Origin of the sequence: Pseudothermotoga lettingae TMO (assembly GCF_000017865.1) — a bacterium.
GTDB classification, from domain to species: Bacteria; Thermotogota; Thermotogae; order Thermotogales; family DSM-5069; genus Pseudothermotoga_B; species Pseudothermotoga_B elfii.
In genome coordinates this window covers 2114757-2135342 of the sequence record NC_009828.1, presented here as the reverse complement: position 1 = coordinate 2135342, position 20586 = coordinate 2114757, and the positions used below count along the sequence as shown (strand labels likewise).

Genomic DNA, 20586 nt, shown 5'->3' with positions numbered 1-20586 from the left:
TTAAATAAAGAAAAAGAGGCGGTCGCCCGCCTCTTTTTTTACTCTTCAACACTGATTGCGCCAGTTGGACAACTATCAGCAGCATCTTTTGCGCAATCGAGTTCCGTTTCAGGTTGAAGAACTTTCGCTTTACCATCATCAGCAAGTTTGAAAACTTCCGGACACAGACTTTCGCAGACGCCGCAACCAATGCATGCAGCTTCGTCAACTCTAACCTTCATGAAAGCACCTCCCTGAGAATGTGGAAAAACCTAAAGCTATTATAAAACTTCAAACGTCGAAGTACAAGTCATATTCTGCCGGATGTGGAATAGAAGAAATATATCTATATTCTTCTCTTTTTGTTTGAACCCAGTGCTGGATCAGTGAATCTGGGAAAATTTCTTTTAAGAATTCTCTATCTTCTTCCAGGGCATCACATGCTTTTGAAAGGTCTATTGGCAAAGATAATTCAGATGATTCTTCCGCTTTCATTTTTTTCTTTATACCGTCTACTCCAGCCAGTATCATAGCGGATATTGCAAGGTATGGATTGCAGGAAGCGTCAATTGTGCGAAATTCTATTCTTTTTTCAGAATGGTCTTTTACATAACCTGGGATTCTTACAGCGGCATTTCTGTTGGCAAGTCCAAAGGACGCATTTGTGGGCGCTTCAAAGCCCGGTACGAGTCTTCTGTAAGAGTTTGTTGTTGGATTGGAGAAAGCCATAACAGCCGGGCAATGTTTTAACAATCCTGTCATGTATTGATGACAGGTTTTTGACAACCCATGTAACTCGTCGCCAGAAAAGATGTTTTTTCCGTCTTTAATCATGTATTGATGAATGTGCATGCCGTTTCCTGCTTCATTGTACAGTGGTTTAGGCATGAATGTCACCAGAAATCCAGATTGTTTAGCTATTTTTCTAACGACATGTTTGACTAACATAACCCAATCAGCAGCTTTTAGTGCACTTTCAAAATTTGTTTCTATCTCAAGTTGCGAAGACCCTACTTCGTGATGGTGGTATTTCACCGAAACTCCCACGTTTTCAAGTTCCGAAACTATGGCATTTCTCAGGTGCATGAAGTTATCAAATGGGATTTCTCTGTGATATCCTTTTTTACGGCCGACGAAATACTCTCCGGATTGAGAGGAATTCCAAAAACCTTCTGGGCTATCGGTTTCCAGAAAAATGAGATTAGGTTGGATTGAGTATCGAACTCTGCTAAAAACATGAAACTCATACTCTATAGAAAGCTTTATATCGTCAGCTATTGGTGAGATGTATTCAATGGCTTTCTTAAAGATAAATCTTGGATCATGTTCACTTGGTTTAAAATTTTCTGAACTATACACATCACATATAAAGCTCGCGATTTCCTCATTTTCGATTTTTTCAAAAAACAGTGTTCTGGCATCCGGAATGAGAATCATATCGCTTTTAGTCACAGACGCATAACCAAGATTTGATGCGTCGAACCCAACACCCTTTTCAAAAATTTCTTCTGAGAAACTTTCCCTGTGAAGAGTTACATGCCTCCATCTTCCGTAGAGATCAACAACTTTTAAATCAACAAACTTACAACCTCTTCTGTCTATCTCCTCGATGACCTGCCTCACACATATCACCTCCGTTTGTTTTTGCATATTTATGATAAACTAAAAACGGAGGTGTAAGAATGAAAAAAATTCTGCCTGTTTTATTGTTAGTCCCGATTTTTGGCATCGCTGCCACTCCCATGGAAAGATTGACAAGCTCACTTTCTATACTCAAAGAACTTTCCAATATACCTGATAGTGGAGCATTTGTAGAATTGCTTCGCCAGTCAGAAGGAATAGCTATATACCCCTCGCTGTTCAAAGTCGGTTTTGTCATAGGTGGCCAGTATGGAGAAGGAGTCGTTTTTAAAAGAGATATCGCAACAGGAAAGTGGTATGGTCCTGTATTTGTCAAATTAACTGGGCTTAGCCTTGGTGCGCAAATAGGTGTGCAGAATGTTGGACTTGTTCTTGTTTTGATGAACGAAAAGGCTGTAAACAGTTTTATTTCCAGTAGTGTGACTCTTGGCGGTAACGTCAGTGTATCAGCGGGACCGCTTGGAAGATCTCTTTCAGCTGATACGGATTATAAACTTCAGGCATCAATTTATTCCTATTCTGTCAGTAAGGGGTTTTTTGCCGGTCTATCACTTCAGGGCTCGATTGTGCAAGTTGATACTGATGCAAATAAGCAGTACTACGAAAGTGATATTTCTCCAACCGAGGCACTGAAAAATGAGCCCAGATCAAAAGAAGCAGTTGAAATTGTAGATTATCTGAACAGCCTGATCTATCTCCAGCCTTCTCAATAAAGATTTCACAGAACTCCTCGGTGGCGAATAAAATTGTAAACTATTATCCAGCCACCGAGAGATACTTTCGCAAATATCAAGACATTGTAAATGGGTATGTACTGGCCTTCAAGTACTTTGCCATTTATTTTAGGAAAATGAATCATTAAAAGATCAATTGTTGCTACTAAGAGAAAAGCAACAATCAGAAGTGTTTCTATGCTTTCTGCTTTTTTCTTTTTCAGGTAATTTTCCAGGTCTTCAAAGCCTGAGGTTGTAGCAATCAAAAGCAATCCGGTTGCTCCAGCCACACCGGCTGCAAAACCCCCTCCTGGGGAGAGGTGCCCAAATATAGCAAGATAGAAACCTGCGAGGATTGAAAGAAATGCGAGTAATTTAATTCCGACAATGGCAGACCTATCTGATATATGTGACCTTTCAGGGGCTATCTTGAGCGATTTCGATTTGATTTTAACCCCTATTGATGCCACTGAAAAAACGAGTACTTCAAAAAGAGTATCATACAATCTGGTATTGAGATATACACCCGAAACTGTGTTGGGTGAAACTGTCTGCTCATAAATTGTTTTCACGACGTTTTCGTTCAACTGTGGCTCTGGTTTAAAGCTTAAAGAAAGAATAAAGATTGCTGCAACGCACCCAATTACAAAAACAGTCTTCACATTAATCACCCACATATTTTTTTCTCAGCAATTCCAATTTTCCAGAGTTTTTCGCTGCCTCGTAAAAATCTTTGAATTTCAACGAAAGATCCGTCTTTTTTTCTATGCTTATCACGTACTCGTCAATTTCTTGCGAAAAAACAACTGTTTCACGTATGGACTGCTTCAGAATGTATTCTTTAAATGTAAGAAGATCAACTGTTCTTCTGTCTGGTAATATAGCAAATTTTGTTTGCAGTATTTCGTAACAATCAGTATGATCCGGGCACATTTTGCGAGTTACAGCCCCGCATATCATATCTACCTGACCTTCCACAAAAGATGATATCAATTCTTTTTGATCAGCGTATTCAGTAATTTCGATTTCGTAGCCATTTTGCCTTGCATAGGTAGAAACCAGTTCATACTCCAATCCCCGGTATGTGTTTCCCAATTTCTCGAACAGAGAATGAACTGGAACGACCCCTATCCTGATTTTGCCCATTCTTCTGAAGAGTGTTATATAAACAAAAGTTGATAATACGACACCCAAAAGAGCCTCTGCAAGTGCAACATCTGGAGCGGCAGATATCGCGTAAAGTAAAACCGCAACCATGCTTAGAATAGTTCTACCGAAAATAGCTTCAAGCGGTTTTTTCCTCGTCACTGTGTACAGTGCAAGGATTAAAATCAGAATAGCAGTTAGGATTTTCACTTCCTATCTTCCTTTTGGATGATAGATCTGGCAATGATATGCGAGATGAGTGGTCCGGTGATCAGTGTGATTAAACTGACCATGATTATTTTCGCTAACACTTCATACCAGTTGATTACAATGCCAGTAAATATTAAAACAGAGCCAATCGTGTCGCTGACACCAAGAAAATGCAGTTTTTGAGCTGTATTTTTTGCTCGTAGCAGCCCGACCGTACCGTAAAAGGTCAGCAACAAACCGGCAGATACCAGTATTATCGAAATCACCCCAGATCCTCCTTTGAGAGAAAATAAGAGAGAAATATAATTCCAGAAGCGTTCAGCAATGTATAAAAAAAGAACACGTCGAACAAATTCGAATCGGTTTTCATATAGGCAAACAAAAGCAGTATCAAAGAAATCTTTGTTGAGAAACTGGCGAGACTTATGAGCTTTTGCCATCTATCTTTTGTTGATATAAACATATAGAGAACTATTATCAAATTTACAGAATAAATGGCAAGCAATATCATCTTTTTTCCTCCTCAACAAGTTCGTGCACGATTAGATGGCCGTGCTGGTCTTCTATGACAAGTGTGTACGGAGTAAGCGTTATCAAAATTGTTTTTTCGAAAAGTTCTTCGTCAGTTATTACTTTGGTGGATTGTATTTTTGAATTGAAAAAATAGCCCTTGGTTATTAATTTAAATGATTGCAAAATTGCCAGTAAGAAGCTGTAGACAAGTTTTATTAGGAAAATTATCAATCTCCTCGGTTTAAAATCTATGTTTATAGCATTTTGTACGATGAAGATTAAACCAGCGATAAAAACAGTCAGGATATCAAGCTTTGGATGTAATACTAACCAGAAACATAAACCTATAAGAAAAGAGGACAAATTACGCATTTACACTCACCACCACGCAAATCAAAACAAGTATGATATATAGAAAAGCAGAGTTATTTATATTTTCGAGTGTTCTTGGAAGCGGTCTGAGAAATCTTTTTACTATAAAATAAAACAAAATTCCTGTTAGGATCAGCAAGATCGGACTTAGAAATTTTCGATCATGATTGACGAAAGGTGTTAAACAATAAAATGAAAGCAGCAGATATGAAGGAAGATTCTTTATTTTTTCATACCTTGCAGATGGTAAAAAAAGAAATTTAGCGAAACTTGCAACTGTGCCAATACAGGCGATATACATGAGAGGTTTTTGCCAGGTTAAAGTACTCAAAACCATATCCTTAGCAGCTGCTCCTATAGTTAATGGCATGCCACTTATCGTTAAAGATGCCAATGCGAGAAATAACCATTTGTTCACCGCTAAACGTTTTTGCAGCAACTCTTCAATATCCAGGGATGGCAATTCATCAGAAAAAAGAAAGAGAAAACTCTTAAACACACCATGGGCGAGTGCGTAAATAGCCCCCGAGGATGGCGATACGAGTATGTAACCAACCTGTGAAAGTGTGTGCTGTGCCAGGATTCTCTTGTAATTTTTTTCATTCATAGCGAAAAACACGCCTGTTATAGCAGATACGACTCCAAAGATAACAACAATTCTGTAACTGCCTGAAATTATCGGTTGCAGCCTCATCAATGCATAAACAGCTCCCTTGATACTTATTCCTGATAGGAGTGCTGAGATTTCTGGCTCAGCATTTGAATGAAGATCTATCAACCACATACTGTAAAAGAAAACTCCGGCTTTCGCCAGTAAACCGGCAATTATTAATCCTGCTGGCAGGTTTGATATTTCTTTTGACAGATCGAAAGTACCGCTCTCCAGAAAATGCATCCCGACTCCCAATAAATATAGATTCATAGCTGCTGTACACAAAATGATATACTTCATCGCAGCCCAAAATTGTTTTGTTTTAGAAGTTGTCGAGGAAAGTAAAAAAGTGATCAATGTTATCAGTTCAAGAACTACATAAATATTGAACAAATCACCGGACACAAAAGCTAAATTGCACACGGGAAGAAACAGTGCTAAAAAGAAGTAGTAAACCGTATTTCGCTTCTTTTTTATACCAACCATAGTTGAGGCAAGCCAGACCACAGCGTTCATCAAAAGGAAATTCCTTGATAGACCATCTATAACAAGGTGAACCCCGAAAGCTCCGCGCAAAGTGGCCTCACCCGCAAATTGATTTATGTATATCAAGTTTGCCACCAGGAAATTCACTCCCCCCATTGTTAGGAGAGTTATTCTGGATAGACTTTTATTGAAGCATAAGAAAGCAATTATCAGCAAAATCAAATTGTAGATCACATAATTATTCACTCATGTGTTCTCCTTTCAATTTTTTCCGTATCAGTTGTATGGAGTCTTTGAATCAAAATCATAATCACCGTGAAAGATAGAGAAAGAGTTGCAAAACCTATAACAATAGCTGTTACTATTACTGCCTGTGGAACAGGATGAGCATATGCTTCAGCTGTTTCCGAGACAATAGGAACTTTTTCACCAAAACGTGATGAGACAACAACAAAGAAACTTACCACTCCTGTACTCATAATATCAAGGCAAACAATTTTCATAACCAGGTTCTTCCTGAGAATTATTCCAGATAAAGCCACTAAGATAACTATTAAGCAAATGTATTCAACGAAATTCAAAGAGAAAACCTCCCCTTGATTTATAATATTATACAGCATGGGGGCATTCATATGTTTAAACTTGTGAGTGATTACGAACCTACTGGTGATCAACCCCAGGCAATAGATAGACTTGTTGAGGGCATTAAAAAAGGCTATCGGTTCCAGACCCTTATAGGAGTGACAGGCAGCGGTAAAACTTTCACAATGGCAAACGTCATATCCCGTTTGAACAGACCTGCTCTTGTTATCTCTCCAAATAAAACACTTGCCGCACAGCTTTATGGTGAATTCAAAACATTCTTTCCCCACAATAGAGTCGAGTACTTTATCAGCTATTATGATTACTATCAACCTGAAGCTTATGTTCCAACAAAAGATCTTTACATAGAAAAAAATGCCGATATAAACGATGTGCTCGTTCGTATGAGAATGTCTGCATTGAAATCCGTTAGAACCAGGCGAGATGTTGTTGTTGTGGCGAGTGTTTCGAGTATATATGCCTCCGGAGATCCATCTGATTTTGACAGGATGAATATCCAGCTTTCCACGGGATTAAAGATCTCTCCCCACGCAGTTGCTCAGCATCTTGCAAAAATTGGTTATGAGAGAAGCAATGAAATAACAGTCAAGGGTTGTTTCAGGTTGAGAGGAGATGTTCTTGAAATATATCCCACATATCAGGATGAAGGTATAAGAATAGAGTTTTTTGGTTCAGTTGTGGATAGAATAGAGACTTTCGACAAACTCAACAGATCTCCGCTGGAAGAGTTACAGAAAATTATCATCTATCCAGCAATAGAATTTGTGACCACTGAAGAAAAATTAAAGAGAGCTGTAGAATCCATTAAAAATGAATTAGATCAGAGGTTGACAGAATTGAAAAACCAGGGAAAAATTTTAGAAGCCCAACGGCTGCAACAACGAACAATGCATGATCTGGAGCTTCTATCTGCCCTCGGATATTGCCCAGGAATAGAAAATTACTCGAGACATTTTGATGGTAGGAAACCCGGAGAACCTCCATATACTCTTCTGGATTATTTCGATGACGATGTGCTTGTTTTTCTCGATGAATCTCACATAGCTGTACCACAGTTGCGAGCTATGTGGCGCGGGGAACATTCAAGAAAGAAGAGCCTTGTTGAATATGGCTTCAGACTTCCTTCAGCATTTGACAACAGACCTCTCACCTTCGAGGAATTCTTAAAAAAGGTGCCACAGATAATATTTGTCTCAGCCACACCGGGGCCATTCGAATATCAGGTGAGTGAGCAGATAGTTGAGCAAATAATCCGTCCAACAGGCCTGATTGATCCCGAGGTTGAAGTCAGGCCAACGAAATATCAGGTAGATGATTTGATTAGCGAAATAAAAAAGGTTGTCGAGAGGGGCGAGAGAGCTTTAATAACTGTTTTGACCAAAAAGACTGCTGAGAAACTCAGCGAGTATCTTGTTGAAATGGGCATCAAATCTCTGTACATTCACTCTGAACTTGATGCAATTGAGAGAATCGAAGTTCTGAAAAAACTTCGCCGGGGAGATGTCGATGCAGTTGTTGGAATAAATCTTCTTAGAGAAGGACTTGATCTTCCAGAAGTTTCGCTTGTTGCTATACTTGATTCAGATAAAGAAGGGTTTCTCAGATCGGAAACAACTCTGATACAGATAATAGGACGTGTAGCAAGAAACTTAAATGGGAAAGTTTTGATGTATGCTGATAGAGTTACGCCAGCTATGCAAAGGGCTATTGATGAAACAAATCGCAGAAGAAAAATTCAAATGGAATACAATGAAAAATACGGCATAACACCAAAAACCATTGTAAAACCGCTTCAAATTGAGATATTTGAAAAATTCATGGAAAAACCCGAGATAGATTATCATCAACTCGCGAAAGATTTGAGCAAAGAGGAATATCTGTCTCTTCTTGAGGAAGAAATGTACCGGGCTGCCAGTGAGCTTCGTTATGAAGATGCTGCGAAGCTCAGAGACGAAATTTTTAGACTCAGGGAGGAACTTAAGGATGAAAATTATCTGTGAGGCTGCTAAAATTGCGGGAATTTTTGCAAAAGAAAGGTTTTTTCAAGAACATGTTGTGAATGTAAAGGGTAGATCTTCTGATGTTGTAACGGAGGTTGATTTTGCATGCCAGAAAATGATAGTAGATTTTATCTCCACTCATTTGCCTGAAGCGCGTTTTATTTTAGAGGAAGGCGACGGATGTAAAGAGATACCAGATGCAGAATGTGTTTTTATTATTGATCCCATTGATGGTACGCTGAATTATTCACATTCCTTACCGTTTTTTGCAGTGAGCATAGCAAGATTGGATTACCGTGAGATTACAGAATCAGCTGTATATTTACCGGCAAGCGATGAACTTTTCTATGCAAAAAAAGGCAAGGGGGCTTTTTTAAACGGCAGGCAGATTTTCAACAAAAACAGCCCATCTCTTGAAAAGGCTCTTCTTGTTACCGGATGGCCATACGAAGAGAAACTTTTTGAATGGACACTCAAAAGCATAGAAAAAATGACCTTTCTTTCTCAGGAAATAAGAATATTTGGTTCAGCGGCTGCAGAACTCTGTTATCTTGCTTGTGGAAGATTTGATGGTTATTGGGAGATCGGCCTGAAACCTTGGGATACAGCTGGTGGAGTTTTAATAGCAAGGGAATCGGGAATCTTTGTTGAAAGTATTAATGGAAAATTTGATTTCAAAACAGGCGAAATAATTGCCGCTGTGCCGTCAATCTTTGAAAAACTCAGGGATATTTTGAGGAGTATATCATGAAGCCAAAGATAATTGTTGAAGGAACTGTTGGGGCTGGCAAAACCACCTTCATAAATTACATTTCAGAGCGACTTTGTCTGGAACCAATTTATGAATTAACTGATTCAAAACTGATCCAGATTCTGGAGAATTTCTACATTGACCCATCAAAATGGGGTTTTCAGTTACAGATATATTTTCTGACAAAAAGGTTCAAACAGATGAAAATCGGTTGTGAAAAAGGCAATGTAGTCATGGATCGCTCTATTTTTTGTGATCATATATTTCCATCTGTATTACTGAAAAGAGGTGAAATGACAAAGCTTGAATATGACATTTACAAAGAATTGCACAGTAATTTAATTGAATTTTCTACACCACCTGAACTGATGATCTACCTAAAATGCTCAACAAAAACGGCAATAGATCGGATCAAGAAGCGTGGCAGATTGTGGGAACTCAGCATAGATGAAAATTACTGGGAAATACTGAATCGGGAATATGAGGACTTTTTCGGCCAATATAGCCTTTCTTCCCTGCTCATAATAAATACTGATTCGGTGGATGAAAGATTTTCGAACATAGTGCAGATTGTTGAGGAAATCTTTCGGGAGCCGGAAAAGGTTATCTATGAATATAATGGTAATGTTGTGAATAAAAGGAGTGTGGCCAATGCTTGAGATAGTTGTTGAAGGAACCGTTGGGGCTGGCAAAACAGCACTCGTTGAAATTCTTGAAAAAGAGAAGGGCATGACAGGATTCTACGAAATGAGCGATGATCTGGCAGATGCTATTCTGGAAAGGTATTATGCAGACAAGTCAAGATGGTGCTTAACTATGGAACTTTATTTTCTTCATAAACGATTCCTTCAGGTTAGAAGTGCTAATCAGACTCATAAAGCGGTCATGGATCGTTCGATGATGGGTGATCTCGTTTTTGTCAGAATGCAGAAACAACTTGGTTTTCTCCAGCCAATTGAATATAAAGTGTATGAGAGTTTTTTCAGGACAATGTCTGAGATATCCCCAACACCAAGACTTTTAATTTATATAAAATGCTCTGTAAAAACAGCTCTTGAACGAATCGAGAAAAGAGGAAGGGCGTATGAGATAAATGTTGAAAAGTCCTATTGGGAACAATTGTGCCAGTTCTACGACGAAGCCTTTATGGAATTCCACAATGGAAACGTTTTGATCATAAATGGAGATGAGATAGATTTTGTCGAAAACGAATCAGATAGAGCATTGGTCCTCGATGCAATTGATCGATGCGTTAATCTCAAAGGGGTTCACGTACTCAATTCAGGTAGTCTTGTATGCAAGCTGGACTAAAATTAACGCCTGTCAAATGGTGTGATAAGGTATAATAATGTGTAGGTTGAGGTGTGTTTATGGAAAAATGGGTAAAAATTGGTGAAATTTTGAAAAACTCGAGAGAATCGAAGCAACTTACGATAGATCAGGTTGCACAGAGTATAGGTATACCGGCATGGAAGATAAGACTAATAGAGGAAGGTCAATTTGACAGGGTCGATGCTCCATTTTATGTTAAACATTATATAAGAAGTTATTCAGAATTTTTGGAAATAGACCCTGAAGAATTGCTTTCAGAAATTGAACAACCAGTAAGCAAACAAGCTGAGGTGAAAAAGGTATCTGGGAATGGAGCTTTGATTTCTTTTTTACTTATAGCAATGCTAATAGCGTCGGTGTGCTTTTTTGCCTATTCAGCTTTGAAATTTTTTGATGTTGCGAGTAGTCCTGAGGCTCAGTTTGTAAACAATTCTGGGCAGACTGTTTATTTTAACGAGCGACCGGTTGAACCAGGAGAAATCATCGAGCTTGAGATTGGAAATCGATATAGAGTAAATGGCAATAAAGGCATCTGTTCAATAATAACTTTGAAAAAGGAATGGAATATACATGTGAGTGATTTTGAGGTGATTCTGTGGGAGAGGTGAAGAAAACAGAGTTCGTGAATCTGGTGATTTTCGCTTTTTCCCAGTACATTGATTACTGGCTTTCAGAAATAAAACCTCATTTGGAAGGCATGTTTGGAAAAATAGATTATATTTCAGAGCAGCTGCCTTTTGGCACGTACACAACTTATTATGATTATGAAATGGGAAGTGATTTGAAAGGAAGGCTTATAAGTTTTGAAAAATTGATACATCCTTCACTTCTTGTCGATGCGAAGGTTTTTACCAATGAATTGGAAAAAAATTATTCTGTGGAGGGAAAGAGAAAGTTCAATCTTGACCCGGGTTATGTACACCATTTGAATTTTGTTCTGGCGTCAACAAAGCCATGGGCCAACAGAATTTACCTTGGCAAAGGTATTTATGCAGAGGTAACATTACTTTATCTGTCTGGTGAATTCAGATACTGGGAATTTACTTATCCAAATTACAGAAGCGATGAATACAAAAAAGAGCTCGAGCATGTGCGAAAACTGTATTTAGAAAAGCGTAGAAATTTTTTAAAGGGTGAGGAAATCAATGAAGATAGGAATAAAAGTTCTGGGTTGTCCGAAAAACGAAGCCGACTGCGATGTATTGGAGGCGATCCTGAAGGATAGAGGGCATGAGATTGTAAGTGATATCGAAGAAGCGGAAGCGGTTATTATAGACACATGCGGGTTTATAGAGTCGGCTAAAAAGGAATCAATAGATGAGATAATCACTTTTGCCAATTATAAGAAATATCGTCCCTTTTTCCTCTGTGTAAAAGGTTGTCTCGTTCAACGATATTCAAAGGAACTCTCAAAAGAGATTCCTGAGGTTGATTCGTGGCTGGGAGTTCTGAGTCCTCATCAAATTGCTGAGGCTATTGAGAAAGCCACGCCCTATCTTGTTGAAAAACCTACCGTGGTTTATGAAGAAGCACCAAGATCGTGTAATAATTCGTTTGCTTATGTGAAGATAGCAGATGGGTGCGACAGATCGTGTACATTTTGCTCAATTCCCCTTTTCAAAGGTAGGTTCAAAAGTCGAAGTATCGAAAGTATATACAGTGAAGTCGAGAGGCTCGTTGAAATTGGTGTGAAAGAAATCATTTTAGTGGCTCAGGACACCACTGCTTACGGCGTAGACCTCTACAATAAAGCAGTGCTTGATCAGCTTCTGAAAAAACTCAATTCTATAGAGGGAAATTTTCGAATAAGAGTGATGTATTTGCACCCGGATCATCTTACTGATAAAATGATTGATGCCATTTGTTCTCTTGATAAGTTGTTGCCATATTTTGACATACCTGTTCAGCATGGAAGCGATAGAATTCTTAAGCAAATGGGAAGAATTAAAAACAGCGAACAATTGCTCGAATTGATTGCGTATATAAGGAGTCATAATCCTGATGCAGCGATAAGGACCAGTGTTATGGTTGGTTTTCCCGGTGAAACCAATGATGATTTTCAGAAATTGCTCGATTTTCTTGAAAAGGCAAAATTTGACAGATTGGGATGTTTTATATACTCAGACGAAGAAGGAACAGTTTCAAGTTCTATGAAACGAAAAGTTTCTGAGAGGATTGCCCGGGAAAGATATGAAAATTTACTCATTTTTCAGAGTCAAATTGCTTACGAACGTCTGAAAAGATTTGTCGGTAAAAATTTAAATGTCCTTATAGAACAGGAAAATGAGTTGTTTTATGTGGCGAGGAGTCATCTTGATGCTCCAGAGGTAGATGGTGAGGTTACCGTGAAGAAAACTCGAGAGGTTGATATACCTGGATATTACACTGTTAGAATAACAGATTCAGATGAGTATGATTTGAAAGGAGAGCTGATATGAATCTACCAAATACTATAAGTGTTGCGAGAATTTTTCTAACAATACCGGTTTTCATGCTTATATCAGCCGGAATGTGGAAATGGGCGATGGTCATCTTTCTAACAGGTGCACTGTCTGATTATTTAGATGGTTTTTTGGCAAGAAAGCTTAATCAAATAACCAGCAGCGGGAAAGTTCTTGATCAAATTTCCGATAAAGTTTTTGTGAGTTCAACAATGATAGCCCTGATACCTCAAATCCCAGCGTGGCTGGTCGCTTTGATTGTGGCAAGAGACAGTGTAGTCAGTGCAGTTAGAATTCTCGCAGCTAATAGCGGTGTAGTTATTCAGGCTAATAGATGGGGCAAGGTGAAAACCGTTTTACAGATGCTGTTGGTTATATTGCTGCTTTTTGAAAATAGTTTCAGATTTCAGCTTGGAATTGTCAATCAATTGGTGATTTACTCATGCGCATTTTTTACTGTTGTTTCGGCTTTGATTTATCTGATCCAGAATAGAAAGGTACTGGGGGGATGAAAATTGAGGACATTCATTGCTGTTGATGTTAATGAGAACGTGCGCGGTGTTTCTCAGCAGATAGTGGAGAAACTTATGAAGAGAGGTTTTAAAGCCAACTGGGTCAGTAAAGAAAATATTCACCTTACACTCTTTTTTCTCGGGGAAGTTCAATCTCATAAAGTTGATGAAATAGCCAGACATCTTTGCCACAGGATTATGGGATTCCCATCATTTTCTTATATAGTTGAAAAACTTGGTTACTTTTCCAAGCAAAGCAAACCTCGAGTGATATGGTTGGGAATTAAATCGAATCAGGCGCTTCAAAAATTGTATGAAGAAATGAAATCTGAACTTGTCAAACACAATTTTTCTTTTGAAGAGAGGTTCTCTCCACATATAACTGTGGGGAGAATAAAAGATTTTCCAGGTGCCTGGCAGCCTTTAATTGAGGATATCACATTTGAACCGATTACCGTTGCCGTTGATCGATTTAGTATTTATTTCTCAAGATTAACGCCAGCCGGACCCATTTACAAAAAGGTCTATGAATGCAGGTTTGAAGGAGGACTGATCAAACATGAGTGAAAAAGAGCAAAAAGCAAAGGCTGAAGTGCTCGAAAAAGCAATCAAGAAAATCGAGAATAGTTTTGGAAAAGGGTCGATAATGATTCTTGGTGAGGAAAATCAGGTAGCGCCAGTTGAAGTTGTTCCAACTGGGTCGCTTTCTCTGGATGTAGCAACCGGCGTTGGAGGTTACCCGAGAGGCAGGATAATCGAGATTTATGGTCCCGAAGCAAGTGGGAAAACCACTATATCGCTTCATGCCATTGCGGAAGTTCAAAAGAAAGGGGGTATAGCAGCTATAGTAGATGCTGAACACGCACTTGACCCGGTTTACGCGAAGGCACTCGGCGTGGATCTGAAAACACTTTTAATTTCACAACCTGACTATGGTGAACAGGCGCTCGAAATTGTTGATGAGTTAGTTAGAAGTAATGCTGTGGATCTCGTAATAATTGATTCTGTTGCAGCACTTGTACCAAGAGTGGAAATTGAAGGAAATATGGGAGATCTTCAGGTTGGGCTTCAGGCTCGTCTGATGTCGCAGGCATTGAGAAAGATAGCAGGAAATGTCAACAGGTCCAAAGCTATAGTCATATTCACCAATCAGATAAGAATGAAAATAGGTGTGATGTTTGGTAACCCTGAAACTACTACAGGTGGGCTTGCACTTAAATTTTATGCGACGATGAGGATAGAGGTTCGCAGGGGGGAATCAATAAAAGAAGGTACTGAGATCATAGGAAACGCAGTTACTGCAAAGGTTGTCAAGAACAAAGTTGCTCCACCTTTCAGAAAAGCTGAGTTTGACATAATCTACGGCAAAGGAATTGTGAAAGAAAACGAATTGTTCAACATGGGCGTCAGCGAAGGACTGATACAGAGGAAAGGAAGCTGGTTTTTCTATATGGCGGATGATGGAAAAGAATATTCACTTGGTCAGGGAAAAAACAATGTGGTGAACTACTTTGTGGAAAATCCACAGATTGCAAATGAAATAGAAAGAAAGATACGCCTGAAATACAATCTCCCTGTTGAAATTTTGGAAGAGAAGAAGCAAAATGGAAAAGAAAAATGATGATTTTCAGAAAGCTTTGAATTACGCTAAAAGGTTGATTCGATTCAGATCGAGATCAAGAAAAGAAATGGAGGAAAAGTTGATTCTCAAGGGTTTTCATCAAGACATTATCCAGCGGATTTTGGAGTTGCTCGAAAAATCTGGGTATGTTGATGATGAGAAATTCGCCTATCTTTATGCGTATGATATGCTGACTGTACATGGATACGGACCTTACAGAATAAAGTCGAAGTTGAAAGAGTTGAAAGTGGAAGACTACATCATCGATGATGCGCTCGAGAGAATTATGAAAGAGGTTGATCTTTTTCAGATTATGGAGAAAACAGTTAAATTGCACAGGATTGACAGGAAAAAAATTGGGGATTTTCTCTACAGAAGAGGATTTCCCGGTGAATTAATACGTATGTTTGACATAGAAGGAGGTGCAAATAGATGATAATCCTGGTAGCTGTGGTAACAGCTGTAATCAGTTTTGGTTTGGGATATGTGGTGGCAAAATCGCGAATTGAACAGAAAAATAGAAAAGCTCAGCAAGATGCTGTTTCTTTATTAAAAAAGGCTGAGCAGGAAGCTCAGGAGATAAAAAGAAAAGCAATAATAGAGGCAAGGGAAGAGGTCCACAAAATCAAAGAAGAAATCGAAGAAGAAAAGAAAAGGAGGGACCTCGAGCACAGGAGCCTGGAAGAAAGATTGTTGAAGCGCGAAGAGATTATTTCGAAGCGTGAGGAGTTAGTTGATAAAAAAGAAACTGCTCTTGAGCAATTGAGGGTTCAGTTGGAAGCGGCAAAGAAAAAAATTGAGCAACGTGAGAAAGAACTGGATGAAAGGTTTACAAAACTTGCAGGCATGACTGTAGAAGAAGCGAGACAGATAGTTATAGATGAAGCAAGGCAAAAATACGAACATGATTTAGCCATCCTTTATAAGAAAATAAAAGAAAATTATGAAGAAGAAGCTGAAAAAGAGGCAAAGAAGATAATTGCAACAGCAGTCCAGAGATATGCGCCTGAATATATAGGTGAAATAACTGTATCTACTGTAAGTTTGCCATCAGATGATATGAAAGGAAGGATAATAGGAAGAGAAGGAAGAAACATAAGAACCTTTGAAAAAATAACAGGTGTTGATTTAATAATTGATGATACGCCTGAAGTTGTCGTGCTTTCAAGCTTCAACCCTATTCGTCGCGAGATAGCCAGGCTCACTCTGGAAAAACTCGTAACCGATGGAAGAATTCATCCAGCGAGAATAGAAGAAATGTATGAAAAATCGAAACAAGAAATGGAAAAAATGATAAAAGAAGCCGGTCAGGAAGCAACTTTTGTTACAGGCGTAACTGGATTGCATCCAGAGCTTATCAAATTACTTGGAAAACTAAAATTCAGGACAAGTTATGGACAAAATGTGTTAGATCATTCAATAGAAGTGGCACAACTTGCCGCACTTATGGCTGAAGAGCTTGGTCTGGATGTTGATCGAACAAGAAGAGGAGGCCTTTTGCACGACATTGGAAAGGCACTCGACCACGAGGTAGAAGGTTCTCATACCGAGATAGGAGCAGAGATTGCAAGGCGATATGGTGAATCTGACCATATCATTAATATGATAATGAGCCACCATGGAGAGCAGGAACCTGTTTGCCCGGAATCTGTTTTAGTAGCTGCAGCTGATGCTTTATCCGCAGCAAGACCGGGTGCAAGAAGGGAGAGTTTGGAAACCTATATAAGAAGACTCGTTAAAATGGAAAAAATAGCTATGAGTTTCAAAAATGTTGAAAAAGCTTACGCAATACAGGCAGGTAGAGAAGTCAGAGTTATTGTTGAACCAGAGAAAATTGATGATGTGGAAGCAGACAAAATGGCTTATGAAATAGCAAAGAAGATTGAAGAAGAGGTAGAGTATCCTGGAGTATTAAAAGTAGTTGTGATAAGAGAAAAACGATCTATCGCCTATGCCAAATGATAATAAAAAGAGGGGCAAAAGCCCCTCTTTTTGTTTAAAAATTTAAATTTTACATACCAGATTCAAAAACGTGCACATAAGGATTGTCCCCATTTTCAATAGTTATTGACTCATGATAAGTTAATTGCTCGCTGGTAGATATTCCCAAATATGCAGCATCTCCATAAGCCATGTATACATCGTAAACTCCTGGTTCAATGCCAACAATTGGCAGAGAACCATTTTCATCTGATTTTCCATAGTAAACAGGTATGGTATCATCTTGTGGATAGAGAGTTACATAGACATAAGAAGCTGGATCTGTATCTACATAGAACTCGAAATAAACATTTGCACCTTCATCAGATGGAAGATCTTGTGTGAGAGCCATTTCTGCATTGACTCTACCCCAACCACTGTCATGATCAAACCCCGGAGCCATGATATCATCTGCCGTTGCTGCAATGTGCTTTCTGATTTGATAAGGTGTAGCTTCAGTGGACCCAAGTTTTTCTAACAGCAAAGCAATCACACCAGAAACGTGTGGTGTTGCCATCGATGTGCCACCATACAGCGCATATGGATTTTCTTGATCGAAGAATTCATAAGTATCCCAGAGTGGTACGGTGGAAAGGATTGTGAAATCACCGGGTGCTGCAACTGTTACCCATCTGCCGCGTGTTGAAAAGTTGGTTATTCCATCTTGCGCAGTGCTTGCTGCAACATTTATAACTCCAGGATAACATGATGGGTAATGAATTTCATCTGTATGGCTGTTACCTGCTGAAGCAACGAAAATACCTCCATAACTCATGATTTGCGCAATAGTGTGGGCTAATGTAATTGAATAGCCTTTTCCACCCCAGCTGTTTGAAAAAATCATCGCACCATTCTCAAAAGCCCACATAAAACCTTGTGCTACATAATCGTCGCCAATATAACTTCCATCTCCACCTGTTTCAGGACTACCTGTGTCGAATATCACTATCGGCATGATCTTTGCATTCGGCGCAACTCCAATAACACCTATGGAATTATCACTTGCAGCTATGGTCCCAGCGACATGAGTTCCATGAGCACCGCCAAAAGAACTGTCTGAAGCTGCTGGTAAAGTTTCACCTGTCAGAGGCCTGTAGCCTTCAACAAGTTGACCTTGTAAATCTGGATGAGTTCCATCGACACCAGTATCGACAACGGCCACAATGACTCCTTCGCCGGTATACCCCATCTGCCATGCTTCGGGGGCCTTTACCTTTCTGATACCCCACATGTATTTTTCAAAAAATTCCTCCTGCTGATCTGCATAGATCTGTTTTGTTTTTGTCAATAACTCTGTATCTTTCAGGTTATCGTTGGTGATTGGTTCGATTAGGTATCTTTTATAACTTGGTTCTACATAATTAATCTTTTCTTTTAAACTTTCATCGGCTTTGAGCTTGCTGATGATCTTTTCTCTCATTGTACTGTAATCTATCGATGTAGAAAAGCTAATGACATTTGTCTGGTCGAGTTTGAAATCAACTCGAACTGTCGCATTTTCGTCTATTGATTTGATCAAATTTACAATATCTTGCTTGTATTCATCTTTGTATCCGACAATTACCACATTGCTCATTACTTCTGCGCCTTTATCTATAGCTGCAACTATGCCTTCAGGTTGTTGAGAATTCTGAACGCTGTTGTTCATACACCCTGCAAGCAACAAAATTACGCTTAAGAATAATACAATAATCAATCTTTTCATCATCTTCACCCCCTTCTATCTCAGTTATCGCCTGTCGTAAATCGATTGTAATAGTCAGCTTCATTCGTCCATCTATCCCAATCGTATCCAAGATCAATTGTTGAAGAAATCCAGTATCCATCAACTGTCTCATAATAAGCAACTGCGCAGTCCAGGCCCCATTCGTATGTTTTGAATTTTTCAAGAGGTTCTGTCTGCTGTATCTGGCTTTCATTAGGAAGAATTCTAACCCAGTCTGAATCAGAAATTGGATCAAATGGAAGAATTACTTCCTGTGGACCAAAGGTTAAGATCATTGAATCATAGAAAATATGCTGCTCACTTAAAGTTGTGTCATAGATCCATGGACTACCTTGGTAAACAAAATAAATTTCTTCATCGCCTATAAATTCTCCACCTATGTGAGGTTCTGATGTTTGATCTATCCAATTAACTGGTTTCCACCTGAAGGTTGGAGTTCTTGAAACATTTGTTTGGTTATCTGCAGGTGAAATCAATTTGACTTTGAATAGATCGAGTGGTATTACTTCAACAACGTTGCTGTTTTCTGATTCAGTTCCATCTACATAAACTGTTCTCACTGTATAATAGTACTTTTTGCCCGGTTCAAGATCAAAGCCTTTGTCAAATCTGTAGTAAGATGTGGTAAACGCTACCTTTTCCCAGTTTTCACCATCGGTTGATCTGTAAATATTGTACCCGGCTCTGTTGGTGTTTGGTGCATGCGTCCAGGCGAGTTGAACAAAGATGTTTGTTTCAGGTATATTATGTTCTGGCTTATAACCTTTAAGTTCTTTGATCATTTCTTTTGGCAGTTTTTCTTCAAGTATTTGTTTTATAGGACTTGGCAGGCTGTAGTATTCCACATCGGCATCACTTGTCCAACCAGCGTACCAGAGTCCTGTAGGAGCAATTCTTTCGGTAACTTCTGGTGGAGTTCTATCAATTGTAAGATAAACAATCTTGTCAACTCTTGTGTCATTCACTGTGTAAACAACAACGTGCATTGGCACTGTAACGCCATCAAATCTGGAAAGAGAAATCGTGGCTGTGTATTCTTCTGTATTAAAGGCAGAAATATCTCTTGCAACAGCACTTGGTACGTAATCTAAGCCGATGTACATTACGTACATCAATTCCGAGCTTGTGACTTTAACCTGCACAGAATCAAATGTCAGTGTTGTGGCCTCCGGGTCAGTTATAGGAGTTCCTTCTGGAGTGAACAGTTCTACGGTTACATCTGGAACAACATTATAATCTGTCATAGCTCTTCTGGATAATGTTTCGATCGTTTCTAAAATACCTGGATCGTAATTTTGAACCACACTCGTGGCTTTTCCTTCACCAGTGATCTTGATATCATATCTACCATCTGGTAGGTAAAATTCAGCATGACCATCTTCATCTGTTGTAGTTGAAATAACTACGTTTGAATTTTGAAGAATATCGACAGTTGCCCCAACAGTTGCACTTCCAGTTGTAAAATCAAGTACTTTTACCAATGAATGATTGCCCCCAACAGTAAAACTCCAGATGGGACTTTCGACAGAGCTAATGCCATCAGAGACAATAACTTTCCAGTAGTAGGTTTGCCCGGGTGTCAGGTTGTTAACTGTGTACTCTGGTTCATTAACGGTTGCGATCTTTGAAAGATTTGTCGAACTTGTTCCCATGTAGACATCGAAAGTCAAACTTCGTCCTTCTGGATCAGTCGCAGTGGACTTCAACGTTACAGCTTTGTCAGAAGCTAAAACGGCAACTTCCTGTCCATCGTAAGGAGAAATCAAAGAAACTGTCGGCAATCCATTAACGGGGCCAAGACAACCGTAAAGTAGCAGGACAAAAACACCAGCAAGCAAAATCCACTTGAATCTCATTTCTCCACCTCCCCTTAATTAGAAGATCTATCTCGTTTTTGGTGATAAAAAG

Annotated in this window: 24 protein-coding genes; 13 read left to right on the top strand and 11 right to left on the bottom strand. The window is 39.0% G+C overall.

Annotation, left to right across the window (positions count from 1 at the left end; translation table 11 throughout):
- Positions 1–38: 38 nt before the first annotated feature.
- Together TLET_RS10575 and glnA are read right to left on the bottom strand one after the other, a co-directional pair.
- On the bottom strand, positions 39–221 hold the full coding sequence (locus TLET_RS10575; RefSeq protein WP_012004089.1) for a ferredoxin: 183 nt from the start codon (positions 219–221) through the stop codon (positions 39–41).
- A gap of 49 nt (positions 222–270) precedes the next feature.
- Positions 271–1602, bottom strand: a complete 1332-nt coding sequence (glnA, locus tag TLET_RS10570) for a type I glutamate--ammonia ligase (RefSeq protein ID WP_012004088.1) — start codon at positions 1600–1602, stop codon at positions 271–273.
- Positions 1603–1661: 59 nt separating this feature from the next.
- Here glnA and TLET_RS10565 point away from each other — a divergent pair, with 59 nt between their 5' ends.
- Positions 1662–2333, top strand: a complete 672-nt coding sequence (locus TLET_RS10565; protein WP_012004087.1) for a lipid-binding SYLF domain-containing protein — start codon at positions 1662–1664, stop codon at positions 2331–2333.
- A 5-nt stretch (positions 2334–2338) separates the two neighbouring features.
- Here TLET_RS10565 and TLET_RS10560 read toward each other — a convergent pair whose 3' ends face one another.
- The 7 genes from TLET_RS10560 to TLET_RS10530 are packed head-to-tail and all read right to left on the bottom strand — an operon-like array spanning position 2339 to position 6293.
- Complete coding sequence (locus TLET_RS10560) at positions 2339–2995, bottom strand: MnhB domain-containing protein (protein WP_012004086.1); 657 nt, start codon at positions 2993–2995, stop codon at positions 2339–2341.
- 1 nt (position 2996) lies between these two features.
- Positions 2997–3689 (bottom strand): hydrogenase subunit MbhD domain-containing protein, encoded by a 693-nt coding sequence (locus tag TLET_RS10740; protein ID WP_012004085.1) that lies wholly within the window; start codon positions 3687–3689, stop codon positions 2997–2999.
- Positions 3686–3955, bottom strand: coding sequence for a cation:proton antiporter (locus TLET_RS10990; RefSeq protein ID WP_012004084.1), 270 nt, complete (start codon positions 3953–3955; stop codon positions 3686–3688). The genes TLET_RS10740 and TLET_RS10990 overlap by 4 nt, the downstream gene beginning before the upstream one ends.
- On the bottom strand, positions 3952–4200 hold the full coding sequence (locus TLET_RS10985; protein WP_012004083.1) for a hypothetical protein: 249 nt from the start codon (positions 4198–4200) through the stop codon (positions 3952–3954). The genes TLET_RS10990 and TLET_RS10985 overlap by 4 nt, the downstream gene beginning before the upstream one ends.
- Positions 4197–4574 carry a Na+/H+ antiporter subunit E gene (locus TLET_RS10540; RefSeq protein ID WP_012004082.1) on the bottom strand — a complete coding sequence of 126 codons (378 nt, stop codon included), beginning with the start codon at positions 4572–4574 and terminating at the stop codon, positions 4197–4199. The genes TLET_RS10985 and TLET_RS10540 overlap by 4 nt, the downstream gene beginning before the upstream one ends.
- A complete protein-coding gene (locus TLET_RS10535; RefSeq protein WP_012004081.1) occupies positions 4567–5958 on the bottom strand; it encodes a cation:proton antiporter in 1392 nt (463 codons plus the stop codon). Before TLET_RS10535 ends, TLET_RS10540 begins: the two co-directional genes overlap by 8 nt.
- A complete protein-coding gene (locus TLET_RS10530; RefSeq protein WP_012004080.1) occupies positions 5955–6293 on the bottom strand; it encodes a Na+/H+ antiporter subunit C in 339 nt (112 codons plus the stop codon). The genes TLET_RS10535 and TLET_RS10530 overlap by 4 nt, the downstream gene beginning before the upstream one ends.
- Positions 6294–6344: 51 nt before the next feature.
- On the opposite strand from TLET_RS10530, the gene uvrB reads away from it, so the two are divergent.
- From uvrB to rny, 12 genes are read left to right on the top strand one after another with little or no spacing between them, the layout of a single operon-like run.
- On the top strand, positions 6345–8315 hold the full coding sequence (gene uvrB, locus TLET_RS10525) for an excinuclease ABC subunit UvrB (protein ID WP_012004079.1): 1971 nt from the start codon (positions 6345–6347) through the stop codon (positions 8313–8315).
- Positions 8299–9066, top strand: a complete 768-nt coding sequence (locus tag TLET_RS10520) for an inositol monophosphatase family protein (RefSeq protein ID WP_012004078.1) — start codon at positions 8299–8301, stop codon at positions 9064–9066. The genes uvrB and TLET_RS10520 overlap by 17 nt, the downstream gene beginning before the upstream one ends.
- Positions 9063–9725: a deoxynucleoside kinase gene (locus TLET_RS10515; protein WP_012004077.1), complete on the top strand. Its 663-nt coding sequence runs from the start codon at positions 9063–9065 to the stop codon at positions 9723–9725. Before TLET_RS10520 ends, TLET_RS10515 begins: the two co-directional genes overlap by 4 nt.
- Positions 9718–10377, top strand: a complete 660-nt coding sequence (locus TLET_RS10510) for a deoxynucleoside kinase (RefSeq protein ID WP_012004076.1) — start codon at positions 9718–9720, stop codon at positions 10375–10377. Before TLET_RS10515 ends, TLET_RS10510 begins: the two co-directional genes overlap by 8 nt.
- Positions 10378–10436: 59 nt before the next feature.
- Positions 10437–11006 carry a helix-turn-helix domain-containing protein gene (locus TLET_RS10505; RefSeq protein WP_012004075.1) on the top strand — a complete coding sequence of 190 codons (570 nt, stop codon included), beginning with the start codon at positions 10437–10439 and terminating at the stop codon, positions 11004–11006.
- Positions 10994–11623 (top strand): DUF4416 family protein, encoded by a 630-nt coding sequence (locus tag TLET_RS10500; protein WP_012004074.1) that lies wholly within the window; start codon positions 10994–10996, stop codon positions 11621–11623. Before TLET_RS10505 ends, TLET_RS10500 begins: the two co-directional genes overlap by 13 nt.
- On the top strand, positions 11544–12836 hold the full coding sequence (rimO, locus tag TLET_RS10495) for a 30S ribosomal protein S12 methylthiotransferase RimO (RefSeq protein ID WP_012004073.1): 1293 nt from the start codon (positions 11544–11546) through the stop codon (positions 12834–12836). The genes TLET_RS10500 and rimO overlap by 80 nt, the downstream gene beginning before the upstream one ends.
- Entirely contained in the window at positions 12833–13351 is a 519-nt protein-coding gene (gene pgsA / locus TLET_RS10490) for a CDP-diacylglycerol--glycerol-3-phosphate 3-phosphatidyltransferase (RefSeq protein WP_012004072.1), read from the top strand. Before rimO ends, pgsA begins: the two co-directional genes overlap by 4 nt.
- A gap of 3 nt (positions 13352–13354) precedes the next feature.
- Positions 13355–13918 (top strand): RNA 2',3'-cyclic phosphodiesterase, encoded by a 564-nt coding sequence (gene thpR / locus TLET_RS10485; protein WP_012004071.1) that lies wholly within the window; start codon positions 13355–13357, stop codon positions 13916–13918.
- A complete protein-coding gene (gene recA, locus TLET_RS10480) occupies positions 13911–14972 on the top strand; it encodes a recombinase RecA (protein ID WP_012004070.1) in 1062 nt (353 codons plus the stop codon). The genes thpR and recA overlap by 8 nt, the downstream gene beginning before the upstream one ends.
- Entirely contained in the window at positions 14956–15408 is a 453-nt protein-coding gene (locus TLET_RS10475; RefSeq protein WP_012004069.1) for a regulatory protein RecX, read from the top strand. The genes recA and TLET_RS10475 overlap by 17 nt, the downstream gene beginning before the upstream one ends.
- The gene (rny, locus tag TLET_RS10470) at positions 15405–16934 is read left to right on the top strand and encodes a ribonuclease Y (protein WP_012004068.1); all 1530 of its coding nucleotides are present in this window, start codon (positions 15405–15407) and stop codon (positions 16932–16934) included. The genes TLET_RS10475 and rny overlap by 4 nt, the downstream gene beginning before the upstream one ends.
- 49 nt (positions 16935–16983) lie before the next feature.
- On the opposite strand, the gene TLET_RS10465 is transcribed toward rny, so the two are convergent.
- Together TLET_RS10465 and TLET_RS10460 are read right to left on the bottom strand one after the other, a co-directional pair.
- Positions 16984–18660, bottom strand: a complete 1677-nt coding sequence (locus TLET_RS10465; protein WP_012004067.1) for a S8 family serine peptidase — start codon at positions 18658–18660, stop codon at positions 16984–16986.
- A gap of 17 nt (positions 18661–18677) precedes the next feature.
- Positions 18678–20534 carry a fibronectin type III domain-containing protein gene (locus tag TLET_RS10460; RefSeq protein WP_012004066.1) on the bottom strand — a complete coding sequence of 619 codons (1857 nt, stop codon included), beginning with the start codon at positions 20532–20534 and terminating at the stop codon, positions 18678–18680.
- Positions 20535–20586: the final 52 nt, after the last annotated feature.